The following is a 20423-nucleotide window of genomic DNA, read 5'->3' as shown; positions in this document are numbered from 1 at the left end:
TGGAGAGCGCCATGACAAGCGCCGATGAGGCCAAGGCGTGTTGCGCCGCGAGCTACGGCAACGACGCGGTCGCGTTGGTCCTCGGCGAGTCGTACCACCCGGGCGGTTTGGCCCTGACCCGGCGGTTGGCGGACCGTCTCCAACTCCGGTCTGGACAGTCGGTTGTGGATGTCGCGGCCGGACCTGGTGCCACCGCTCGGCTGCTCGCGACCGAGTACGACGTCACCGTGGACGGCGTCGATCTCGGTGAGTCCACCGTGACTACCGCACGGCAGACCACTATGGAGGCCGGGCTGTCGGAACGCGTGCGATTCCACAGTGGAGACGCCGAGCGCATCCCGCTGCCAAGCTCCCGCTTCGACGCTGTGGTGTGCGAGTGCGCGTTCTGCACCTTCCCTGACAAGGCGACCGCGGCGGCGGAATTCGCCCGAGTGCTGCGGCCGGGTGGCAAGGTCGGCATCACCGACGTCACGATCACCGACGCCGGACTACCCGACGAACTGCGCACGCTAGCGGCGTGGGTCGCTTGCATCGCCGACGCCAAGCCGCTCACCGAGTACAGCAGGATCCTCGGTGACGCGGGCTTCGTGGTGACCCGCACCGAGCAGCACGACGACGCCATCGCACGCATGGTCGAGCAGATCGACGCGCGAGTGCGGCTGCTGCGCATGACGGCGGGCAAACGGCTCGCCGACGCTGGGGTCGACGTCGACGCCGTGCTGCGGTACTGCACGCTGGCCAAGCAGGCCATCGACGACGGGCTCATCGGGTACGCGTTGTTGATCGCTGAACGGCGGTGACCGCGGCCGACGTCGGTGCGCCAGACGACCGCAACACCAGTTGACGATGGGGCTGTCCCGGCGCCGCGTAGGCTCCCCGCATGCCCGACCGGCACCTGATCGATGTGCACATCATGCTTGTCGACCGGGGCAGCGCCTTGCTCTCTCGCAGGCGCGACCCGGATCCCGCGTTCGACGGCCGTTGGCATCTGCCCGCAGGAAAACTGGACGCGGACGAGTCCGTGCTCGACGCGGCCGTGCGGGAAGCCGACGAGGAGATTGGCGTCCGCATAGACCCTGCTGACCTGCGGCTCGTGCACACGCTGCACGTCAGAGGTCCTGGGCGTGAGCCTCGGCTCGGGCTGTTCTTCGAGGCGCGGCGCTGGCACGGCACACCCGAGAACCGGGAGCCGGAGAAGTGTTCGGAACTGGCGTGGTTTCCGCTGGACGACCTGCCAGACGGGTTGATCGAGTACCCGGCCGCGGGCATCCAGGGCTACCGGGAAGGGCGCACGTTCGGTACACGCGGCTGGGCGTGAGGCCGCAATGGAGTCATGCCATATGCAACCGACCGATCGCTTAGTGCGGCAGTTTCTCCGGTGACCTCGGCTGATAGCGTGTTGATCCTGTACTCGGCAGTCTCGACCGGGTGCCCACGCGCTCTCTGGGGTTACGAGGCACAGCAAAGCTGCGGCCGGGTGCGGCCCAATCAGGCGCGAGAAGGGGATATCTCGGTGTGGGCAATGGGGCCCGGCAACTCCGCTAGTCGATCAGCTTGCGCCGCGTGCCAAGGTAGTCAACGCATCCGGGCATTCGTCGATGAATCGATCCGTCGCGAGCGCTACCTTATGGCCGCTGCCGCCATATGCGAGTGTCGACTCAAGACAGCGCGTCGGAAACTCGAACTGAAGCGACGGTCGGGGCAATCTCGACTTCACATGGCGAAGGAACGCCCTAGTCGGCGCCGTGAGATTCTTTCGTTGGTGCAGTCGCTTCCAGTTGGTTCCGTGGTTGTTTCCGCACCGGGCTCAGATCGGCTCGCCCGAGCCGTGTGCTGGACGGCGATAATGCCGATGTTGATCGAGAACGACGTGAGTGACCTACGTATCGAGCCGATCGACGGACAGCAGCACCAAGACAGGCACGACATCAGGGAAGCGCTGACGAAGATCGATGCGGTAGGGAAGATCCGATATCAGCACCAGGGACACCGTGACGAGCCGCTGCTGTGGGTCGCCGACGCTGTCGTATGGGCCGCTGGAGCTGGAGGCGACTGGGCTCGTCGCATCACTACTCGGCTGATTGACGCGACGTAGACAACGCGAAGCCCGACCCCCCACCGTCCGGAGAAGAGTCGGGCTCACTTCCTTGGCTATTGCCTTGGCTAGCCCCACCCTACGCGTTGAAGATCGCCAAGTCCACTCGCCGTACTACCACACCTATGCGTCAGTTCCGCCACAACCGGGTAGCCCGCCACCGAACCGACCTACCCGGCAACCGATGGAGCTGAGCATGAAGGCAGTGGTGTATGAAGGCCCGCACGACGTCGCCGTCAAGGACGTCAGCGACCCGCGCATCGAGGCGCCCACCGACGTCATCGTGCGGATCACATCGACCGCTATTTGCGGTTCTGACCTGCACATGTACGAGGGCCGCACGGTCGCGGAGCCCGGCATCGTCTTCGGGCACGAGAACATGGGCGTCATCGAGGAGGTCGGCTCCGGCGTCACGAGCCTGGCCAAGGGCGACCGAGTCAGCATGCCGTTCAACGTCGCCTGCGGGTTCTGTCGCAACTGTCTCGCGGGTGACACCGCGTTCTGCCTGACGGTCAACCCCGGCGGGGCGGGCGGCGCCTACGGCTACGTCGGCATGGGCCCCTACGACGGCGGGCAGGCCGAGTACCTCCGCGTGCCCTTCGCGGACTTCAACTGCTTGCCGCTTCCGCAGGGCACCGAGCACGAGAACGACTTCGCCATGCTGGCCGACATCTTCCCGACCGGCTACCACGCCACCGAGCTGGCCCGTGTCTCCCCGGGTGAAACGGTCGCGGTCTACGGCGCGGGACCAGTCGGCCTGATGGCCGCGTATTCCGCGATGCTGCGCGGCGCGTCCCGAGTGTTCGTCGTCGATAAGGTGCCGGACCGTCTTGACCTCGCCGAACAGATCGGCGCCGAGCCGATCGACTTCAGCAAGGGCAGCGCGCCGGAGCAGATCGTCGAGCGCACCCACGGCGGCACCGACAAGGGCATCGACGCGGTCGGCTACCAGGCGACGGTCGCCGAAGGCGAGGAGCAGCCCGCGATCGTGCTCAACAACCTCATCGCCACCGTCCGGCCCACCGGACGTCTCGGCGTCGTCGGCCTGTACCTGCCCGAGGATCCTGGTGCTCCGAGCGAGGAAGCCGCGAAGGGACGTCTGCTGATCGACATCGGCACCTACTTCGACAAGGGCCTGAGCATGGGATGTGGCCAGGCGAACGTCAAGGCGTACAACCGCCAGTTGCGCGATCTCATCACCGCCGAGCGCGCCAAGCCGAGCTTCGTGGTTTCCAAGCGGGCACCATTGGACGAGGCCCCGGAAGCCTACGAACGCTTCGACCGTCGCGAAGAGGGCTACTCGAAGGTGGTCCTGACGCCATGAGAGGTACGCAAGTGTCCGACTCCGACATCGAGTTCTTCTTCGATCCCGTTTGTCCATTCTGCTGGGTCACCGCCGAGTGGGTCCGCAACGTCATGCAGGTACGCCCACTACGGGTCACCTGGCGGCCCCTCTCGCTGCGGCTGCTCAACGAGCCGATCGGTTACGAAGGCAAGCCGGAGGGCTACCCGGACGCGCACCAGCGTGGCCTGGAGATGCTGCGAGTGGTCGCCGCGGTGCGCGATGCACGCGGGCCCGAGGTGCTCGGTGACCTGTACCGCGCGCTGGGTGGCTCGGTGTGGAACACGCCAACATCCAACGGGCAGACGTTCGAGGGCATCCTCGCCGAGACCGCGCAGCGGCGGGATCTCGGCGCCATCCTCGCCGATGTCGGCCTTCCTACCGAGTTCGCGGCTGCCGCCGACGACAGCAGCCTCGACGAACAGTTACGTGCCGAGACGCAGGAGGCCATCGACCGAGCCGGAGGCGACGTCGGCACGCCGATCCTGTCCTTCGATCCGCCGGACGGCCCCGCGTTCTTCGGCCCGGTGATCGACAAGGCACCCGAGGGCGAGGACGCGGGCAAGCTGTGGGACGCCATCACGACGCTGGCTCGCTGGCCCGGGTTCGCTGAACTCAAGCGCGGGTTGCGGTCGTTCCCGGTGACGCCGTTGTCCGCCGGGCTCGCTGGCCAGGACACCCGCGTCGGTTGATTACCCCCGCACCTCCGAGGTCTCGACGTCGACCTCGGAGTGCAGTGTCCGGTGCACCGGGCATTTGTCCGCGATCTCCAGCAACTTGGCGCGCTGCTCGTCGTCCAACGAACCGGTGAGCGTGATCCGGCGTTCGATGTGGTCGATCGTGCCGGCCTTGGTCTCGCAGTGCTCGCAGTCCGTGGCGTGGACCTTGGCGTGCCGCAGTGCGACGTGGACGTCGTCGAGCGGCCACTTCTTGCGGTCGGCGTACATCCGCACCGTCATCGATGTGCACGCGCCGAGCGCGGCGAGCAGCAGATCGTACGGCGATGGCCCGCTATCGGCTCCGATCGGCTCCGGCTCATCCGCGGTGAGCGGGTGTCCACCTGCCCTGATGCGCTGCCCGTAGCTGCCGACGTGGCTCTCGCTGACCTCGACGCCGCCCTCGTGAGCCGGCTCATCGGGCTCGGCGGGGTCGAACGCATACCGCGCGGCCCACGCGGCGAGTATCGACGCGACGAACCGGGCGTCACCGGGACGGCTGAGCAAGTGCTTCGCACCGTCGATGGCGACGAACGACTTCGGATGCCGCGCCGTCTCGTAAATCTGGCGCGCGTTGTCCACCGAGACCAGCTCGTCGACCGGTGAGTGCATCACCAGCAGCGCAGCCCCCAGGTTGGCGATGCGCTCGGCTTGCGGCTGGGAAGTGATGTCGTCGAGGAACTGACGCTTGATCCGGAACGGACGCCCTGCCAGGCAGACTTCGGCTTCGCCCTCGGCCTCGATGTGGTCCTTGCGCGCCGCGAACAACCGCGTCACGTGCGCTGGGTCGGCGGGCGCCGCCAACGTCGCGACGGCCTTGACCTCGGGGACGCGCTCCGCGGCGGCGAGCACGGCCGCGCCGCCGAGCGAGTGCCCGATCAGGATCGTCGGGGCCGCGTAATGCTCGCGGAGGTGGTCAGCGGCATACACGAGGTCGTCGATGTTGGAGCTGAACGTCGCATTGGCGAACTCGCCGTCGGAATGCCCCAGACCGGTGAAGTCGAACCGCAGCACGGCGACGCCAGCTTCGGCCAGCGCCCGCGAGATCCGCGTGGCCGCCGCGATGTCCGCGCCGCACGTGAAGCAGTGCGCGAACAACGCCCACGCACGCGGCGTATCGGCTGGCAGTTCGATGCGCCCGGCCAGCTCGCCCTGTGAACCGGGAAACGTCAGCTTCTGTGTCTCGGCCATGGCGCTCACAGTCGCACCCGCACGCACCGCTGTCGACTCGCGATATAGTATCACTAATGTTACTACCAAACTTGGTAGTACAGTGAATGTAACTACAGTGGAGGTAATCATTCTGGAGTTCGTAGGCAGAAGCCAAGAGCTCGCTGACCTCGGCCGGGTACTTGATCAGGTACGCAGGTCGATCGGCGGCCGCGCACCAGGGCAGTGCATCCAGATGCGCGGCAGGCGACGAATCGGCAAGTCGAGCCTGGTCGAAGAGTTCCTGCTGCGCTCGGAGCTGCCATCGATCTTCTTCACCGCCGAACGACGTTCCAGCGAGGAAGAACTCGAGTCGTTCTGGCAGGCCGTCGCCGAGTCGGCGTGGGACGGCGCGGACTTCGCGGCGGGTGTCACGCCGAAAGGTTGGAGCGGCGCGCTGAGCACGCTGGCCACGGCGCTACCGGACGACCAGCCAACTGTCCTGGTACTGGACGAGGTCCCCTATCTCATCGAGCAGGTTCCCTCCTTCGAGGGAATCTTGCAGCGCGCATGGGATCGTGAGCTGAGCCGCAAACCGGTGCTGCTGATCCTCGTCGGTTCCGACCTGGCGATGATGGAGGCGCTCAACGCCTACGACCGCCCGTTCCACCAACGTGGTCGCGAAATGATCATCGGTCCCCTCTCGCCGCCAGCGATCGCCGACATGCTGGACCTTGACCCAGCACAAGCGTTCGACGCTGCTTTGGTTACCGGCGGTCTTCCACTGATATGCGCGGAGTGGGAACGCGGCCAGTCGGTTACTGATTTTCTCGCCGAGGCCGTCGCGAATCCGCTGTCCGCGCTAATGGTTTCCGCGGAACGCACCCTCGCCGCCGAGTTTCCGGCGGAAACGCAGCCCTACCACGTACTTTCCGCCATTGGCAGCGGCGAACGAACCTTCACCAATATCGGCCGCGCGGCGGGAGATATTGCCCATACCTCGCTGAGTCGTGCACTGGACATTCTCATGGCGAAGCGGATCATCGAAGCGGAGTCGCCGTTGGCACTGCGCCCGGTGAAAGACAAGCGTTACCGAATCACAGACCCGTACCTGCGGTTCTGGCTGGCTTTCATCTCACCGAACCGAGCATTGATCGAGCGACGCAGAGCCGACCTCGCGCTCGAAAAGATACGGGCAGGTTGGACGACCTGGCGAGGACGCGCCGTAGAACCGCTGCTGCGAGAATCGCTGGCACGCATTCTCCCGGCGAAGGGCATTCCCGCCGCCGCAGCCATCGGCTCCTACTGGACGCGGAAGAACGACGTCGAAATCGACATCATCGGCGCGGACCGCGAACCGATCGCGCGAGAACTCCATTTCGTCGGTTCGATCAAGTGGCTGGAGAACGCGGCGTTCGATGCGCACGACCTCGCCGCGCTGCAACGGCACCGAGTGGCTGTCTCAGACGAGCCGCTGCCGCTGCTCGCCATAACCAGGTCCGGAACGACGTGCAACGGCCTCGACGCCACCTTCGGCCCCGAGGACCTGCTCGCCGCCTGGCAGTCGTAACTACATCCGCTGCAGGTGCGGAAACGTCTCGCCGAGCAACGCCGTGAGCTGCTCCGTCAGCACCAGTTGCACCTGCTCGCGGGTCAGCGTGCCGTGGGTAATCCACTCCCGGCCCGCCGCCTTCACCATGCCGCCAAACGCGCGCACGAGCGCCCGCAGCTCAGCTCCTGCCGGTTCAGCGTCACGCATCCCGACGGTGCGGACCAGGTTCTCCGCGGCCATCTCGTCCGCCTCGGCGAGAATGCGCTCCACTTCGGGGTCGTTGCCGACACCTTCCGTGCCCAGCACCGCAACCCACGTCTTGCCGCGCGCGCTGATGACGTCGAGCAGCCAGTCCACGCTGAACTCGACCCGCTCGGCGAGCGAGCCGTCCGGCACGGCGGAGCGATCCGCGATCGGCACCGTCACCATGCGCCGGACCACCTCGAGATAGAGACCGCGCTTCGACCCGAAGTAGTGGTTGATCAGCCCCCTCGCCACTCCGGCTTCGCGCGCGATGTCGGTGGTGGACACCTCGGCGTAAGGCCGTTCCCCGAACAACCTGATCGCGCAATCGAGGATCTGCTCGCGGCGCTGATCCGGTTCGAGCCGCCGCCAGCGGGGCTCCGTCTCCGTACTCATGGCACGACATCTTGCCGCAGAGCAACCACGAAACGCACGCGCTCAGCTACCAGGGGGTGAGTCATCACGCCACGGTAGCCAGTCCGGGATGTCCGTGGGCACCTTGCCGGTGAACTCCGGCGGCCTGCGTTGCAGAAACGACATCACTCCTTCGATGGCGTCCGGGTCATCCGCGCAGCCAGCGATGAGCCGGGAATCGACCCGGTGCGCGGGCGACGGCGAGTCGAGCGGGCTGAGCCGGTAGAGCATCTGCCTGATCACAGCGACCGACACCGGCGCCGTGTTCGTCACCAGATCGTGCGCCAGCTCGTATGCCTTGTCCAACACCTCGTCCGACTCGTGCACCTGGTGCAGCATCCCCGCGGTCAGCGCCTCGTCCGCGCCGAACACCCTGCCGCTGATCATCCAGTCCAGCGCGGCACCCATGCCGACCAGCCTCGGCAGGAACCACACCGACGCGCCCTCCGGGTAGATGCCGCGCCGGGAGAACACGAAACCGAACCGCGAATCGGTCGCCGCGATGCGGTAGTCAGCCGGAAGGATGATCGTCGAACCGGCGCCGACGGCCGCGCCCCTGATCGCGGCGATCACCGGCTTGCTGCTCTCGAAGATCGCCCGCGAGCAGCGGCCTGCCGGTTCCTGCCAGCCCTGACCTGCGTCGTCTTCCGAGGCGTTGAGCGACCCGCCTGACAGATCCGCTCCGACGCAGAAGTCGTCACCGGACCCGGTGAGCACGATGACCCGCACGTCCTGGTCGGCCTCCGCCTGCGCGAAGGCGTCCGCCAACTCGTCCGACATCCGCAGGGTGTAGCCGTTGCGCGCGTCCGGCCGGTGCAGCGTGATCGTGCAGATCCGGTCGGCGACGTCGTAGCGGACCTCCTGGTAGTTCATCTCATTACCATCACAAGTTGTTGTCACTCTGTCAATAGCAACTTCGAGGGCGACCTGGCGATACTGTCGGTCCTCGGTGAGAATATGTCGCCGGACGTTTCTCCAGCGGGCGGAAAGGCAAGCGTGACAGCAACAACTCAGCCGACCATCGACCAGCGCATCGCCGAGGAACTGGGGGCGACGCCGAGCCAGGTCAGCGCGGCCGTCGAGTTACTCGATAACGGCTCGACCGTGCCGTTCATCGCCCGCTACCGCAAGGAGGCGACCGGCGCGCTGGACGACACCCAGCTGCGCACCCTCGAAGAACGGCTGCGCTACCTGCGTGAGCTGGAGGAACGCAGGCAGACGATCCTCGATTCCATCCGCGAGCAGGGCAAGCTCGACGACGAACTCGAAGCGACCATCCTGGCCGCCGACTCCAAGGCGCGCCTGGAGGACATCTACCTCCCCTACAAGCCGAAGCGGCGCACCAAGGCACAGATCGCCCGCGAGGCGGGACTCGAACCGCTGGCGGAGACCCTGCTCGACGATCCATCGCAGGAACCGGAGGCCACCGCAGAGTCCTATGTGGACGCGGACAAGGGCGTCGCGGACACCAAGGCGGCACTCGACGGCGCGCGGGCCATCCTGGTCGAGCGCTTCGCCGAGGACGCCGACCTCATCGGTGAGCTGCGGGAACGGATGTGGCAGCGCGGCCACCTCGCATCGAAGGTGCGCGAGGGCAAGGAACAAGAAGGCGCGAAGTTCTCCGACTACTTCGACTTCTCCGAGCCGTACACCAAGCTGCCATCGCACCGCATCCTGGCGCTGTTCCGGGGCGAGAAAGAGGAAATCCTCGACCTCACCATGACACCGGACGAGCCGACCGACGAACCGCAGACCGGCCCGAGCGACTACGAGCAGCGCATCGCCGCCCGGTTCGGCGTCGCTGACCAGGGCAGGCCCGCGGACGCCTGGCTGAGCGGTGTCGTCCGCTGGGCATGGCGCACCAAGATCCAGCTCCACCTCGGCATCGACCTGCGGATGCGGCTGCGGCAGGCCGCGGAGGACGAGGCCGTCCGAGTGTTCGCGGCGAACCTGCGCGACCTGCTGCTCGCCGCGCCAGCGGGCACCCGCGCCACCATGGGCCTCGACCCCGGCTATCGCACCGGCGTGAAGGTCGCCGTCGTCGACGCCACCGGCAAGCTGGTCGACACCGACACCATCTACCCGCACCAGCCACAGCGGCAGTGGGACCAGGCGCTCGCGACGCTGGCCGCCCTGGCCGCCAAGCACAAGGTGGAGCTGATCGCGATCGGCAACGGCACCGCGTCCCGCGAGACCGACAAGCTCGCGGGCGAACTGCTCGCGAAGCATCCAGAGCTGAAACTCGCCAAGACGACGGTGTCGGAGGCAGGCGCGTCCGTGTACTCGGCGTCCGCCTTCGCCGCCAAGGAGCTGCCCTCGCTGGACGTCTCGCTGCGCGGCGCGGTCTCCATCGCCCGCAGGTTGCAGGACCCGCTCGCCGAGCTGGTCAAGATCGAGCCGAAGTCCATCGGCGTCGGGCAATACCAGCACGACCTGCCGGAACAGTCGCTGTCCCGCTCGCTGGACGCCGTGGTCGAGGACTGTGTGAACGCCGTCGGCGTCGACGTCAACACGGCGTCCGCGCCGCTGTTGGCCCGGGTGTCCGGTATCGGGTCCTCGCTGGCGGAGAGCATCGTGTCGCACCGCGACAGCGTCGGCCGGTTCGGGACCCGCGAGCAGTTGCAGCAGGTGCCGAGGCTGGGGCCGAAGGCGTTCGAGCAGTGCGCTGGCTTCCTACGGATCTCCGGCGGCGACAACCCGCTCGACGCCTCCAGCGTGCACCCCGAGGCGTATCCGGTGGTGCACCGCATCCTGGACACCGCTGGCAGCGATATCGGCTCGCTCATCGGTGACGCCGCGACGCTGCGCAAGCTCGACGCGAACCGGTTCACCGACGAGCAGTTCGGGCTGCCGACAGTCACCGACATTCTGCGTGAACTGGAGAAGCCCGGACGCGACCCGAGGCCGAAGTTCGAAACCGCCCGGTTCGCCGATGGTGTCGAGAAGATCAGCGATCTCACACCGGGCATGGTGCTCGAGGGCGTGGTGACCAACGTGGCCGCGTTCGGTGCGTTCGTCGACGTCGGCGTGCACCAGGACGGACTGGTGCACATCTCGGCGCTGTCGGACAAGTTCGTCAGCGACCCGCGTGATGTGGTGAAGTCCGGCGAGGTCGTGAAGGTGAAGGTGCTCGACGTCGATGTCGAGCGTAAGCGGATCTCGCTGACACTGCGGCTCACCGACGAGCCGGGCAAGCCGCGCGCCGAGCGCGGCAAGGGCGGCGGTTCGCGCGGTGGCCAGCAGGGCGGTGGTCAGCGCGGTAGCCAGCAGGGCCAAGGCAAGCAGGGCGGTAAGGGCGGCCAGCGCGGCGGCCGTGACCGAGGCCGAGGCGGGCCGGCCCCGCAGGGCGCGATGGCCGACGCGCTGCGTAAGGCGGGCCTGACCGACTAATAACAGCAGCGGCCCTCCGCCGAGTCCCAAGCGGGGATCGGCGAAGGGCCGCTGCGAGCGTTGTCGTCAGGGCGCGCCCACCATGCGCGCTACGGCTTGCGGCCGACCGCGCCCGCGATGCACCGCTGGCCCACCGTGAGCGGACCGATCTGCGGGCCGTCCGGCCACCACATCGCGCACCGCTCCCAGCCTGGCTCCATCAGCTCAAGCCCCTCGGTGAGCTTGTCGAGTTCGGCCTGGGTGCGGAAGCTGCCCGAGCCCATCATGCTGTGTGTGAACTTCTCCTCCAGCTGCCGAGCGGTCTCGCTGAGATCGTCCTCCGGATCGAAGAAGTGGCTGATAACGACATAGGAGCCGGAGGCGAACGCGTCGATGTAGTTGCGCATCACCTTCGCGGGACCATCGGCGTCACCCACGAAATGGTGCAGCGTGCCGACCTGGAGGAATCCGATCGGCTGACTGAGGTCGAGGTGCTTCTGCACGACGTCGTGATTGAGCACCTCATCGGGCTTGTAGATGTCGGCCGCGATGAAATGGGTGTTGTCGTTGTCCTCGAGCAACGCCTTGCCGTGCATCTCCACGACCGGGTCATTGTCGATGTAGACAACGGTGGCATCCGGATTGATCCGCTGCACCACCTGGTGCACGTTCTCCGCGGTCGGCAGGCCGGAACCGCAGTCGAGAAACTGCGTGATGCCAGCGGTGTGCGCGAGGAACCGGCACGCCCTGATGAGGAAGTGTCGATTCGCGACCGCCAAGTCGATGGCATCCGGAGCGACCTCTGTCACCTTGTCGCGGACTTGCCTGTCGATCTCGTAGTTGTCTTTGCCCCCGAGAAACGCGTCGTAGACCCGGGCGATACTCGCCCGATTGGGATCGACACCGACGGGGGCACGCTTGGACTCGGGTACAACGCTGGACACCGGTTACCTCGTCTCGCTTCGCGCGCCTGACAGTGATCGATCCTTAGGGTAGGGAAACGTGCGCACCTCGTAAACGCTGGGGCCTCATCCCGGTGTAATACCGCCAGGTTTCTCACCCATCCGAATCAGCGCGGGTACGGCGGTTGACGTAGTCCTCGTCCTGTCAATCACGCATCGCAGTCGCCACGAAGCCGCCTACGTGTTCGGCGACGAGATCGAAGACGCCGGGCAGCAGCATCACGGCGAGCACCGAAAACGCCGGGAACAGCAGCATGCTCTCCGCGCGCTTACCGGTGCGGAAGCGCAGCAAGGCTGGCGGACGGAGTTCATACCAGGTCTCGCCCGCGATCGGCACCGGCCACAGGAAGGGACAACCCGATTCGGTCAGCGCGTCGCCGAAGCAATGCACCACACAGCCGGTGGCGACGGCGATGCCGAGCCAGCCAGATAGTTGCGCGAGGTCGTCGAACGCGGCAGGGCTCGACACTGCCCACAGCACGACGGCGGAACCAGCGACCGGTAGCAGCCAGTCGCCGAGCGCGTTCTCCGCGAGCAGCAGCGCGAAGATCACCACGGCCGCGACGGCGTACGGACCAGCGGACTCGGTGCCGAGCGCGGTCAAACCGCCTAGCGCCGCGGCGAAGGCGACGGTGTGCGTCATGTGCCGGTGGGTTCCGGTGTGGTTCTCGTCGCGAGGTCCCTTGGTGAGGGCGTACAACCCGGAGGACGCCCGCCGCAGCAACCACGACAATCCGCGCGTGAGCGGACCGAGGAGCCGGGACGCCGTCGCACCGGGATGGTCCAAATCGGGCAGTAGCGCGAAACCCGCTGTCACCGCAGCGAAAACGACGGCTTCGTGCAACGTGCCAGCGCCGACGAGCGGCGCCAGACCGAGCCCGGCACACCAGCCGGTGAGCGCGTGCGTGCGACCCATCATCGTGGGCTCCCCTCCTCGCGGTGACCGTGCGGCACGCAAGGATCGGCCCAAACCGGGCAGGAGCACCAGCGAACACGCCGCTAGAGTTGATCTTTGGCATGAATCACATGACCTGGCATGGATCACATGACTCGACAGGGATCGCGGCGCGAGTCAGCGTGAATCAGCGCGCGCCGGGTTCCTCAACCACCACGCCGAACGCGCGACGCCGTCGGCTGGGTGCGCTCAAGACTCCGGCAGCGCCAACAGGCCCCTGGCGACGGCGATGAGGTCGGTGCCGGTGACATCCGGCGCGGCGAACGCACGTGGGTGGACGCGCTCAAGCCTGCTCGCCCACCCCGTCGTCAGACCAACCTTGCTCGCACCGTGGCAGTCCCAGGCGTGGACGGCGACCAGCGCGACCCGGTCGGCAGGCGCGCCGATCCGCTGCAGCGCGTGCTCGTACACCTCGCGCGCGGGCTTCCACCTGCTCACCTCGGCCACGCTGATGACCTGGGAGACGTAGGGATCCAGGCCGGTGCGGGCGATGAAGTTCTCAGTCGTCTGCGCTGCGCCATTACTCAGGCACACCATCTCGACGCCCGCATCAGCCAGCTCCCGCATGGCTGGCTCGGCGTCGGGATGCGCGGGCAGTTCGGCGAAGCCGTCCAGCACGTGCCGCACCGAGGCGTCGTCAAGGTCGCGCTCGCTGATGCCGTGCAGCGCGTCGATCGCCAACTCGGGGAACGGCAGGTAGTCCCCTGCGAGGGTCAACGCCATGCCGTCCCGGATGAGCCGGTCGAACCAGCGACGCAACGCCGACTCGCCGAGACCGATGTCGGAGAACCGCGCCGCTAGTGGCTCCAGCGCCATCAACGTCTCCACGACGTCGAACGCGACTACGCTCGGGCGCATGCGCATCTGATCACCTCGCTCGCCTCATCGCGACGTCGCGTGCGGCGGACGAACGCGCTTCCCGGTGCTGGTCACCGCATGCCGCTACGCGCGCGACTTCCTCACCATGGCACATCGAGACGCCGTGATCATGATTTGTGTGCTGGCCCGCGTGGCGCGGGCCGCGTCGTCGTCAGTTGTCGCGGCTACGCATCGTCGGCGATTCCTTTCTGATCGCGAGCGTTCTACGAACAACGAGTACTCAGTTGTCACGGCTACACATGAGCTGAATTCCTCCTTTCCACCGGTTCACGGCGCGGTCGTTTTGCGCTCATTCGTGCTCAGTTGTCACGGCTACCCATCGTGCGATCCTCCCTTCGCAGCAGTGCTACCCACTTCCGTTCTGCGCCATGCGGACGCTCAGTTATCGCGGCTACACATCTGTGACTTTCCTCTCCATACAAAGAACGACCAATAAGGACATCAGTGACGCATCGTTAGTTGTCACGGCTACGCATCGGATGCTCTCCCTTCGGGGTGACGGGAACGACGAGTGGACTCGCCGCGGATCAGTTGTCCCTGCTGCACATACGACCCCCTCCCAGATCACGGAACCACGTACGGTCAACGAGTGTTTCACTCTTCAGTGGAGAAACGGGAACTAGTTGTCTCGGCTACGCATCGCTAACCACCTTTCGCTGCTACGTAAGCGTGACTTAGTTTGTCGTATACCACCAATCTGTGATTGGGTAGCGACTGGCCGTCGATCGGGATACCTGGGGGCAGCATGAGTGCGAACCGGGCAGAAGCAGTGTCTAGCCCCCCGGCGCGCATTCACGCAACGGCGCCTTCAGTTCACAATTGGAGCTTGTGGCAAGAAAAGCCCAGGGTAATCTCGTATTGCGTACTCACTGAGAGCGTCGCCGCATTTCTCACTGTCACATTGCTGCTGCAGTCACCGGTCGCCGGCAGCGATGTGTTGATCTTGCTCACATTGCTCGGGCTTGGTGTTCTCCAAGCCGAACTCGGGCGTCAGGTGGAGCGACTGCGTCGACGGGTGAGTGGCGTGGCTCACATCAACATGACGTCGGTGTGGATCTTCGCGGGTGTGCTCGTGCTGCCGCCCGCGCTGACAGCGATCCTCACCGCCACGCTGTATCTCCACCTCGGTGTGCGCAGCTGGTACCGATTACAGAACACCCCGGTATGGCGAACCGTGAGCAACGCGGCCGTGCTCGTACTGACCTGCTTCGCCTCGTACAGCGTGCTCGCGATGTTCGGCGTGGCCGGCATGGCCGACGCGATCGAGCTCGGCTGGACGGGCACAGGCGTGGTTGGCGCGACCCTCATCGCGCACTTCGTGGCCAACGCACTACTGGTCATCCCGGCACGCGACACCATCGCCCGCACGGCGAAGGGGCTGTTCGGCAGCCCCATGGACAACATGCTGGAGATCGCGACACTGTGCCTCGGCGCGCTCAACGCGCTCACACTCGCGATCATGCCAGGGCTGACGGTGCTCGTGCTGCCGCCGCTGCTGATCCTGCACCGAGGCGTGCTGGTCAAGCAGCTGGAAACCGCGGCGACCACCGACTCCAAAACCGGAGTGCTCAACACGGCTGGCTGGCACAACCAGGCTGAAGTGGCGCTGGAACGGGCGCAGCAGCAGCTACGAACGTTCGGCACGCTGATGATCGACTTGGACTTTTTCAAGCGCATCAACGACACCTACGGCCACCTCGCCGGTGACGAGGTACTGCGTGCCGTCGCCACCGCGATCACCAGCGAAGTCCGCGAACGCGACATCGTGGGCAGATTCGGTGGCGAAGAGTTCGTCGTACTGCTGCCCGACATCAGCGAGACCGACGTGACGGCCGTGGCTGAGCGCATCCGTATCGGCATCACCCGGCTCGCGGTCGACGTCCCGGAGACTCTGCGGCCCATCAGGATCGATGACCTCTCGGTGTCCATCGGCGTCGCGATGTACCCGGACTCCGGCGTCGAGCTGCAGCGACTGCTCGACGCGGCCGACACCGCGCTGTACACGGCGAAGAACAACGGCAGAAACCAAGTCATGCGGGTGGGAGACCTCGGCGTGGCGGAACGGCGCCTGGCATCCTAAGTGGGATGAACACCGCAGCACAGCCAGTTGGCAGGGCCGTATGACCGCACGCGTCACGGGCGAATCCGAACGCGTCACCTTCACCTCGGTGCTGCGGGTTGGCGAGTTCAGGACGATGTGGCTCGCCGAGCTGTTCTCCGTCATCGGGGACCAGATCGCGCGCGTCGCCCTCACCGTGCTTGTCTTCAACGAGACGTCGTCGGCGACGCTGACTGGACTGACCTACGCGCTGACGTTCGTGCCTGCCATGCTCGGCGGCATCCTGTTCGCCGGGCTCGGCGACCGCTTCCCGCGCAGGGACGTCATGATCGCGACCGACGTCGGACGTGCGGTGCTTGTCGGGCTGATGATCCTGCCGGGGACACCGCTGTGGCTGCTGTGCGTGCTGGTGGGGGCGATGACGCTCCTCAACGGGCCGTTCAAAGCCGCGCAGCAGGCGCTGCTCCCCGACGTCCTCGCGGGCAAGAAATACATGGTCGGCATGGCCATCAGGAACATGTCCAGCCAGGCTGGCCAGCTGCTCGGGTTCGCCGGTGGCGGACTGCTCGTCAGCGCGGCTGGCGCGGCGACCGGGCTCGCGGTCAATGCGGGGACCTTCGTGGTCTCGGCGCTGTTGCTGTTGCTGGTACGGCAGCGCAAAGTGGCGGTGACCGGCGACAAGCGACCGTCGTTCTTCGCGTCGACCACGACCGGGGCCCGCATCGTGTGGCGCGACCCGGCGCTGCGCACGTTGGTCGCGCTGAACTGGCTGGCCGGCTTCTACGTGGTGGCGGAGGCGCTCGCGGTGCCATTCGCGGACGGCATCGGGGCTGGCGCGGTGGCCGTCGGACTGCTCATGGCGGCCGATCCGTTCGGCAGCGTCATCGGCGCGGTGGTGTTCGGCCGCTGGGTGCCTGAGCAGGTGCAAGTCAAAGTGATCGGTGTGCTCGGCATCCTGGCGGGTGTGCCGCTGGCATTCGTCGTGCTGCAACCCGGGCTGATCGCGGCGCTGGTGCTGTTCGCGCTGTCCGGGATGATGGCGACGGGGTACAACATCCAAGGCACGGTGTCGTTCGTGCGGAGGCTGCCGGACAGTTCGCGGGCCCAGTGTTCCGGGCTGAACTCGACCGGCCTGATTACGGTGCAGGGGCTTGGCGCGCTCGCCGCTGGCGCCCTCGCCGACGTCACCGGCACGGCCAACGCCATCGCGGCGGCCGGTGTCGCTGGCGTGATCGTCGCGGTGCCCATCGCGCTGTCCTGGAGCAAGGTCAGGCACAACGACCCGGTGCCACAGGCCGCCTGACCTGAACGTCGCGGTCACGCGCGCTGGCCGAGTTGGCGGGACATTTGCTGCTGAAGGACCAGGAGAACTACACCGTCGACCGGTTGGTGCCGTCGTCCAAGCCGCCGCCGCGGCTGCTCCAACCGTAGATCATGGGGCGGATCACCGGGCCGAGCTCCTTCGGCATCTCGCCGTGGTCGAGGCGCTCGACGTCGAGCCGGGAGGCACGCAGCACCGCGGGGATGTCGCGGTTGGGGTGACAGCCGCCCGAAAACCAGCCCCACGGCACGTCCAACCGGTCCTGCCAGCGCGCGAGCCGCTCGTTGGTGCTACGGACATGCTCAAGGTAGAGCAGCTTCCCGCCTGGTCGCAGCACCCGCGCCGCTTCAGCGACCGTCTGCTCCGGGTCGTCAACGGTGCACAGAACCAGGGTCGACACGACGCAGTCGAAGCTCTCGTCGTCGAACGGCAACCGTTCGGCCGGTTCGTCGACCACCGTGACGGACTCCGGTAGCGGCGAGTCAGCGGCGATCCGGTCGCGCAACCGCGCCGCCATGAAACGGTCCGGTTCCAGCAGCACCAACTCGGTGACGTCAGCGGCGTAGTGGCTGAGGTTGAGGCCGGTTCCGGCACCGATCTCCAGCACCCGGCCGTGCGCCTGGCTGAGCAGATCCGCGCGGGCCTCACGGAAACCCGCCCGCTCGCACAGCGCAAGCAACCTGTCGTACAACGCCGCGAAAATCGGGTGATGCCGCATCCGCGGATCGTCGCACCAGTCGTGTTGGGCGCTACCGCCGGGTGGCGGAGCGTTGCCCGTCACCGCTGCGCCGTTGACCGGGGTGTTGTTGGGTTCGCTGCGTGGATAATCACCGGGTGCCTTCATTAATGGACGGGCCGAACCGCAAACCAGTGCTGATCTCGGTCGGCGGTCTACCCGCGACCGGCAAGAGCACAGTCGCCCGGGTGCTGGCCGCCGAACTGCCCGCCGCGTACGTCCGCGTCGACACCATCGAGACCGCCATCGGCCGGTCGGAGGGGCAGCATGAGCAGACCAACGGTTGGGAGCTGCCGCCCGGCTACGAGGTCGGATACGGCGTCGCCGCCGACCAACTGCGCATCGGCTTGGATGTGGTCGCGGAATCGGTCAACCCAGTTCGCGCCAGCCGAGACGCGTGGCGCGATGCCGGGCTCTCGGCGGGCGCCCGCGTCATCGAGATCGAAATCGTCTGCTCCGACGTCGACGAGCACCGTCGACGCGCTGAGGAGCGCGTCACCGACATCGCCGGACTCGTCACACCAACCTGGGAGCAGATCACGAACCGCGAATATGAATCCTGGGGAGCGGAACAGGATCGTGATCGACACCGCGATCCTCAGCATCGAGGAGTCAGTGCAGCGGATCCGTGTAGCTGTCAGGGCGTGAGTGCGTGACTCGACCGTGGTTGACCGCTCCTAATGCCACGTTAATGGGCGCGACTGGGAAAGGATTTCTGCTGAGTGGCCTTGTCGACGTCTGCCATCAGTGATCGACATGTGTGCTTACCAGGTGTCGACTCGCTGCGCAATGCGCCGTCATCGACCGTGGCACATGGTCGTTTGCGATCGATTATTGGCGATTTCTTGGCTACTCAGGAAGCAACGTCAGGGTATGTACATGCTTCGGCCGGACGACGGAGAAGTGCCGAAGATCGAGCGTTGCGACCTCGGGAGCGTCCAGCCGTTCGGCAAGCGCGACGACGGACGCATCACTTGTCCCTAGCGGGAAGTCGGCGTACTGGTCGACGAGGTCGGCCATCCGCGCGTAGTCGCCCTTGGTCAACTCCATCGGCACGAAGTCGTCCTCAGCCAGAGATCGAAGGAACTGGGACTCGGCTCGTGGCCCGCCGTAGCGCTCCAGCAGATACCCAACCTCGGCCACAATCGGGGCAGGCACGATTATCGGACGGTTGGCCAGATGGAGACCGGTGAACAGCTCGACGCAACGGTGATGATCGGGATCGGTGGCAATCGCAGCAGCGACCAATGGACCGGTGTCGCAAATGATCACGCTACCGGCCGAACCCCTCGCGTAGAAGTTCCTCACTCCGGGCGCCTACCGCAGTGCCATCCCCCTCGATGCTCCCAAACCACGCGGGTGGCCACGGCCGCTCCCGAACAGGACGGAGGTGACGCCGCACGTCCGCTAGCGCCTGGGGCACCTGCTCATCCGGCAGCTCCTCCACCAGGCGTAGCAGCTCATCACGCTCAGCGCTCATATGATCAGTCTACAGCCAGGTTCGCGCTCAGCGGCTCAAGACCGGCCCAACCAGGGATTTTGCGACCCGGTAGGTGCGATCGCTCCAAGGCAATAAGGGCCCCGAACCTTCGGCTTATCACTCCGAGCTTCACTGGCCGCCTTGAAGAAGAGAAGAAAGCCTGAACACACTGGCATGCGCCGATGGCGGGAGTCAGGGCGTACGGTCGCAGGTGATATAGGCCAGAGCTTGGAGCGCGGGCGGCATTGTTGTCGTGGGAGCGGCCAGTCGAAACGATCGTGCCCCGTTGTTGCTATCGCTGGCCTCCGTGCCCTCGGTCCCGAGGGGTCGCCGGAGCTACTAAATCAGTCTGCTGGTGAAACCGGCGGTGACTAGCCGCTCGTATGCGTCGTATACCGCGCGCGGCACGTCTTGCTGCGCTGCCTCGCCACGCTCGGCGTAGTACGTGATCCGCTGCGTGTCCCCAACCAGCATGTCAATGACTCGTCGGGCGTCGCCGATGCTGGCCGTGTACTCATCGAGCGTTTGCGCCGTGGCTGAGCACCGGATCGCTACTCCGGGCCACCGTTTGAGCGCTGTCGCAAGGGCTCGCCGCTGCTGGTAAGGGCGACTGATAAACAGCATCGAGCGCGGGTGACAACCGCGGTCGTCGAGGAGCTGCCGAGTGAGGTCGATGTTCTGCCCGGTGTGCTTCGCGTTCGGCTCAACGAGGATCGCGCTGTCGGGGACACCGTGGCCCAGTGCTATCTCGCGGTAGTGCACCGCCTCGCCGCGGGGGAACCGCTCTACGGTCGTTGGCGCGTTCGCGCCGGTGAACACGATGAGCGGGAACAGGCCCTTCGCGTACAGCTCCGCTGTGTAGATCGCGACGCTTGGGTCGTGGCTGCCAAGGCCGACCGCTACATCGACGGGTTCGAGCTGGTCATCGATGCGGTGGTAGTTCCACAATCTCTCGGCGTCGGGGCGAATCTCGTGAGGGATCGTCTGCATCAGGTACTCAGTCCAGGATCTGGAAGGTATATGTCCATGCGAATCGCGACGCAGCGCGGACTCCGTACGTCTCGACCTTCGACAGTGTGAGGTGCTGGAGAATCGGCGACCTGTCCGAATAAAAAGACCGCCCCGGTGTGCAACAGATGTGCAATACACCG

20 protein-coding genes are annotated in these 20423 nt (G+C 66.2%); 10 read left to right on the top strand and 10 right to left on the bottom strand.

The window, feature by feature from the left end; translation table 11 throughout:
• The first annotated feature begins 11 nt into the window (after positions 1–11).
• The 5 genes from AMYHA_RS04625 to AMYHA_RS04605 all read left to right on the top strand — a co-directional run bounded on the left by AMYHA_RS04625 (position 12) and on the right by AMYHA_RS04605 (position 4129).
• On the top strand, positions 12–800 hold the full coding sequence (locus tag AMYHA_RS04625) for a class I SAM-dependent methyltransferase (RefSeq protein WP_084036811.1): 789 nt from the start codon (positions 12–14) through the stop codon (positions 798–800).
• Positions 801–880: 80 nt separating this feature from the next.
• Positions 881–1318 (top strand): NUDIX hydrolase, encoded by a 438-nt coding sequence (locus AMYHA_RS04620; RefSeq protein ID WP_034268284.1) that lies wholly within the window; start codon positions 881–883, stop codon positions 1316–1318.
• 552 nt (positions 1319–1870) lie between these two features.
• The gene (locus tag AMYHA_RS04615) at positions 1871–2095 is read left to right on the top strand and encodes a hypothetical protein (RefSeq protein ID WP_157361809.1); all 225 of its coding nucleotides are present in this window, start codon (positions 1871–1873) and stop codon (positions 2093–2095) included.
• A gap of 196 nt (positions 2096–2291) precedes the next feature.
• Positions 2292–3419: a glutathione-independent formaldehyde dehydrogenase gene (locus AMYHA_RS04610; protein ID WP_034268279.1), complete on the top strand. Its 1128-nt coding sequence runs from the start codon at positions 2292–2294 to the stop codon at positions 3417–3419.
• Entirely contained in the window at positions 3416–4129 is a 714-nt protein-coding gene (locus AMYHA_RS04605; protein ID WP_051399541.1) for a mycothiol-dependent nitroreductase Rv2466c family protein, read from the top strand. The genes AMYHA_RS04610 and AMYHA_RS04605 overlap by 4 nt, the downstream gene beginning before the upstream one ends.
• On the opposite strand, the gene AMYHA_RS04600 is transcribed toward AMYHA_RS04605, so the two are convergent.
• Positions 4130–5344 (bottom strand): bifunctional alpha/beta hydrolase/OsmC family protein, encoded by a 1215-nt coding sequence (locus AMYHA_RS04600; RefSeq protein ID WP_034268274.1) that lies wholly within the window; start codon positions 5342–5344, stop codon positions 4130–4132.
• 97 nt (positions 5345–5441) lie between these two features.
• Between AMYHA_RS04600 and AMYHA_RS04595 the strand changes: the two genes are divergently transcribed.
• Positions 5442–6872 carry an ATP-binding protein gene (locus AMYHA_RS04595; protein WP_231104628.1) on the top strand — a complete coding sequence of 477 codons (1431 nt, stop codon included), beginning with the start codon at positions 5442–5444 and terminating at the stop codon, positions 6870–6872.
• On the opposite strand, the gene AMYHA_RS04590 is transcribed toward AMYHA_RS04595, so the two are convergent.
• Both AMYHA_RS04590 and AMYHA_RS04585 read right to left on the bottom strand, forming a co-directional pair.
• Entirely contained in the window at positions 6873–7493 is a 621-nt protein-coding gene (locus AMYHA_RS04590; protein WP_034268272.1) for a TetR/AcrR family transcriptional regulator, read from the bottom strand. It abuts the gene before it with no gap.
• Positions 7494–7535: 42 nt separating this feature from the next.
• The gene (locus AMYHA_RS04585) at positions 7536–8384 is read right to left on the bottom strand and encodes an enoyl-CoA hydratase-related protein (protein WP_034268270.1); all 849 of its coding nucleotides are present in this window, start codon (positions 8382–8384) and stop codon (positions 7536–7538) included.
• 123 nt (positions 8385–8507) lie between these two features.
• Between AMYHA_RS04585 and AMYHA_RS04580 the strand changes: the two genes are divergently transcribed.
• Positions 8508–10901, top strand: coding sequence for a Tex family protein (locus AMYHA_RS04580; RefSeq protein ID WP_034268267.1), 2394 nt, complete (start codon positions 8508–8510; stop codon positions 10899–10901).
• A gap of 89 nt (positions 10902–10990) precedes the next feature.
• Here the strand turns inward: AMYHA_RS04580 and AMYHA_RS04575 are convergent, their stop codons facing one another.
• The 3 genes from AMYHA_RS04575 to AMYHA_RS04565 form a co-directional block, all read right to left on the bottom strand.
• Positions 10991–11824 carry an SAM-dependent methyltransferase gene (locus AMYHA_RS04575; protein ID WP_051399539.1) on the bottom strand — a complete coding sequence of 278 codons (834 nt, stop codon included), beginning with the start codon at positions 11822–11824 and terminating at the stop codon, positions 10991–10993.
• 163 nt (positions 11825–11987) lie between these two features.
• Positions 11988–12761, bottom strand: coding sequence for a metal-dependent hydrolase (locus AMYHA_RS04570; RefSeq protein WP_196776836.1), 774 nt, complete (start codon positions 12759–12761; stop codon positions 11988–11990).
• A gap of 225 nt (positions 12762–12986) precedes the next feature.
• Positions 12987–13655, bottom strand: coding sequence for a haloacid dehalogenase type II (locus tag AMYHA_RS04565; protein ID WP_231104627.1), 669 nt, complete (start codon positions 13653–13655; stop codon positions 12987–12989).
• A 1045-nt stretch (positions 13656–14700) separates the two neighbouring features.
• Between AMYHA_RS04565 and AMYHA_RS04560 the strand changes: the two genes are divergently transcribed.
• Together AMYHA_RS04560 and AMYHA_RS04555 are read left to right on the top strand one after the other, a co-directional pair.
• The gene (locus AMYHA_RS04560; protein WP_231104626.1) at positions 14701–15756 is read left to right on the top strand and encodes a GGDEF domain-containing protein; all 1056 of its coding nucleotides are present in this window, start codon (positions 14701–14703) and stop codon (positions 15754–15756) included.
• Between the two features lie 40 nt (positions 15757–15796).
• Positions 15797–17038, top strand: coding sequence for an MFS transporter (locus AMYHA_RS04555; protein ID WP_034268259.1), 1242 nt, complete (start codon positions 15797–15799; stop codon positions 17036–17038).
• Between the two features lie 67 nt (positions 17039–17105).
• Here AMYHA_RS04555 and AMYHA_RS04550 read toward each other — a convergent pair whose 3' ends face one another.
• Entirely contained in the window at positions 17106–17774 is a 669-nt protein-coding gene (locus AMYHA_RS04550) for a class I SAM-dependent methyltransferase (protein WP_169732898.1), read from the bottom strand.
• A gap of 116 nt (positions 17775–17890) precedes the next feature.
• Between AMYHA_RS04550 and AMYHA_RS04545 the strand changes: the two genes are divergently transcribed.
• On the top strand, positions 17891–18448 hold the full coding sequence (locus tag AMYHA_RS04545) for an AAA family ATPase (protein WP_231104625.1): 558 nt from the start codon (positions 17891–17893) through the stop codon (positions 18446–18448).
• Positions 18449–18641: 193 nt separating this feature from the next.
• Here the strand turns inward: AMYHA_RS04545 and AMYHA_RS04540 are convergent, their stop codons facing one another.
• The 3 genes from AMYHA_RS04540 to AMYHA_RS04530 form a co-directional block, all read right to left on the bottom strand.
• A complete protein-coding gene (locus AMYHA_RS04540) occupies positions 18642–19064 on the bottom strand; it encodes a type II toxin-antitoxin system VapC family toxin (protein WP_034268256.1) in 423 nt (140 codons plus the stop codon).
• A gap of 1 nt (position 19065) precedes the next feature.
• Positions 19066–19272: a hypothetical protein gene (locus AMYHA_RS04535; protein WP_051399537.1), complete on the bottom strand. Its 207-nt coding sequence runs from the start codon at positions 19270–19272 to the stop codon at positions 19066–19068.
• A gap of 339 nt (positions 19273–19611) precedes the next feature.
• Entirely contained in the window at positions 19612–20262 is a 651-nt protein-coding gene (locus AMYHA_RS04530) for a YdcF family protein (RefSeq protein WP_034268254.1), read from the bottom strand.
• Between the last annotated feature and the right edge of the window lie 161 nt (positions 20263–20423).

Origin of the sequence: Haloechinothrix halophila YIM 93223 (assembly GCF_000504245.1) — a bacterium.
Taxonomy (GTDB): Bacteria; Actinomycetota; Actinomycetes; order Mycobacteriales; family Pseudonocardiaceae; genus Haloechinothrix_A; species Haloechinothrix_A halophila.
This window is presented reverse-complemented; position numbering and strand designations above follow the sequence as displayed.

Bases quoted from the DNA above. Each gene is read 5' to 3' on its own strand.
- AMYHA_RS04625 (WP_084036811.1), top strand. From the start codon at position 12: ATGACAAGCGCCGATGAGGCCAAGGCGTGTTGCGCCGCGAGCTACGGC.
- AMYHA_RS04620 (WP_034268284.1), top strand. From the start codon at position 881: ATGCCCGACCGGCACCTGATCGATGTGCACATCATGCTTGTCGACCGG.
- AMYHA_RS04610 (WP_034268279.1), top strand. From the start codon at position 2,292: ATGAAGGCAGTGGTGTATGAAGGCCCGCACGACGTCGCCGTCAAGGAC.
- AMYHA_RS04605 (WP_051399541.1), top strand. From the start codon at position 3,416: ATGAGAGGTACGCAAGTGTCCGACTCCGACATCGAGTTCTTCTTCGAT.
- AMYHA_RS04600 (WP_034268274.1), bottom strand. From the start codon at position 5,344: ATGGCCGAGACACAGAAGCTGACGTTTCCCGGTTCACAGGGCGAGCTG.
- AMYHA_RS04590 (WP_034268272.1), bottom strand. From the start codon at position 7,493: ATGAGTACGGAGACGGAGCCCCGCTGGCGGCGGCTCGAACCGGATCAG.
- AMYHA_RS04585 (WP_034268270.1), bottom strand. From the start codon at position 8,384: ATGAACTACCAGGAGGTCCGCTACGACGTCGCCGACCGGATCTGCACG.
- AMYHA_RS04570 (WP_196776836.1), bottom strand. From the start codon at position 12,761: ATGATGGGTCGCACGCACGCGCTCACCGGCTGGTGTGCCGGGCTCGGT.
- AMYHA_RS04565 (WP_231104627.1), bottom strand. From the start codon at position 13,655: ATGCGCCCGAGCGTAGTCGCGTTCGACGTCGTGGAGACGTTGATGGCG.
- AMYHA_RS04555 (WP_034268259.1), top strand. From the start codon at position 15,797: ATGACCGCACGCGTCACGGGCGAATCCGAACGCGTCACCTTCACCTCG.
- AMYHA_RS04550 (WP_169732898.1), bottom strand. From the start codon at position 17,774: ATGCGGCATCACCCGATTTTCGCGGCGTTGTACGACAGGTTGCTTGCG.
- AMYHA_RS04535 (WP_051399537.1), bottom strand. From the start codon at position 19,272: ATGAGCGCTGAGCGTGATGAGCTGCTACGCCTGGTGGAGGAGCTGCCG.
- AMYHA_RS04530 (WP_034268254.1), bottom strand. From the start codon at position 20,262: ATGCAGACGATCCCTCACGAGATTCGCCCCGACGCCGAGAGATTGTGG.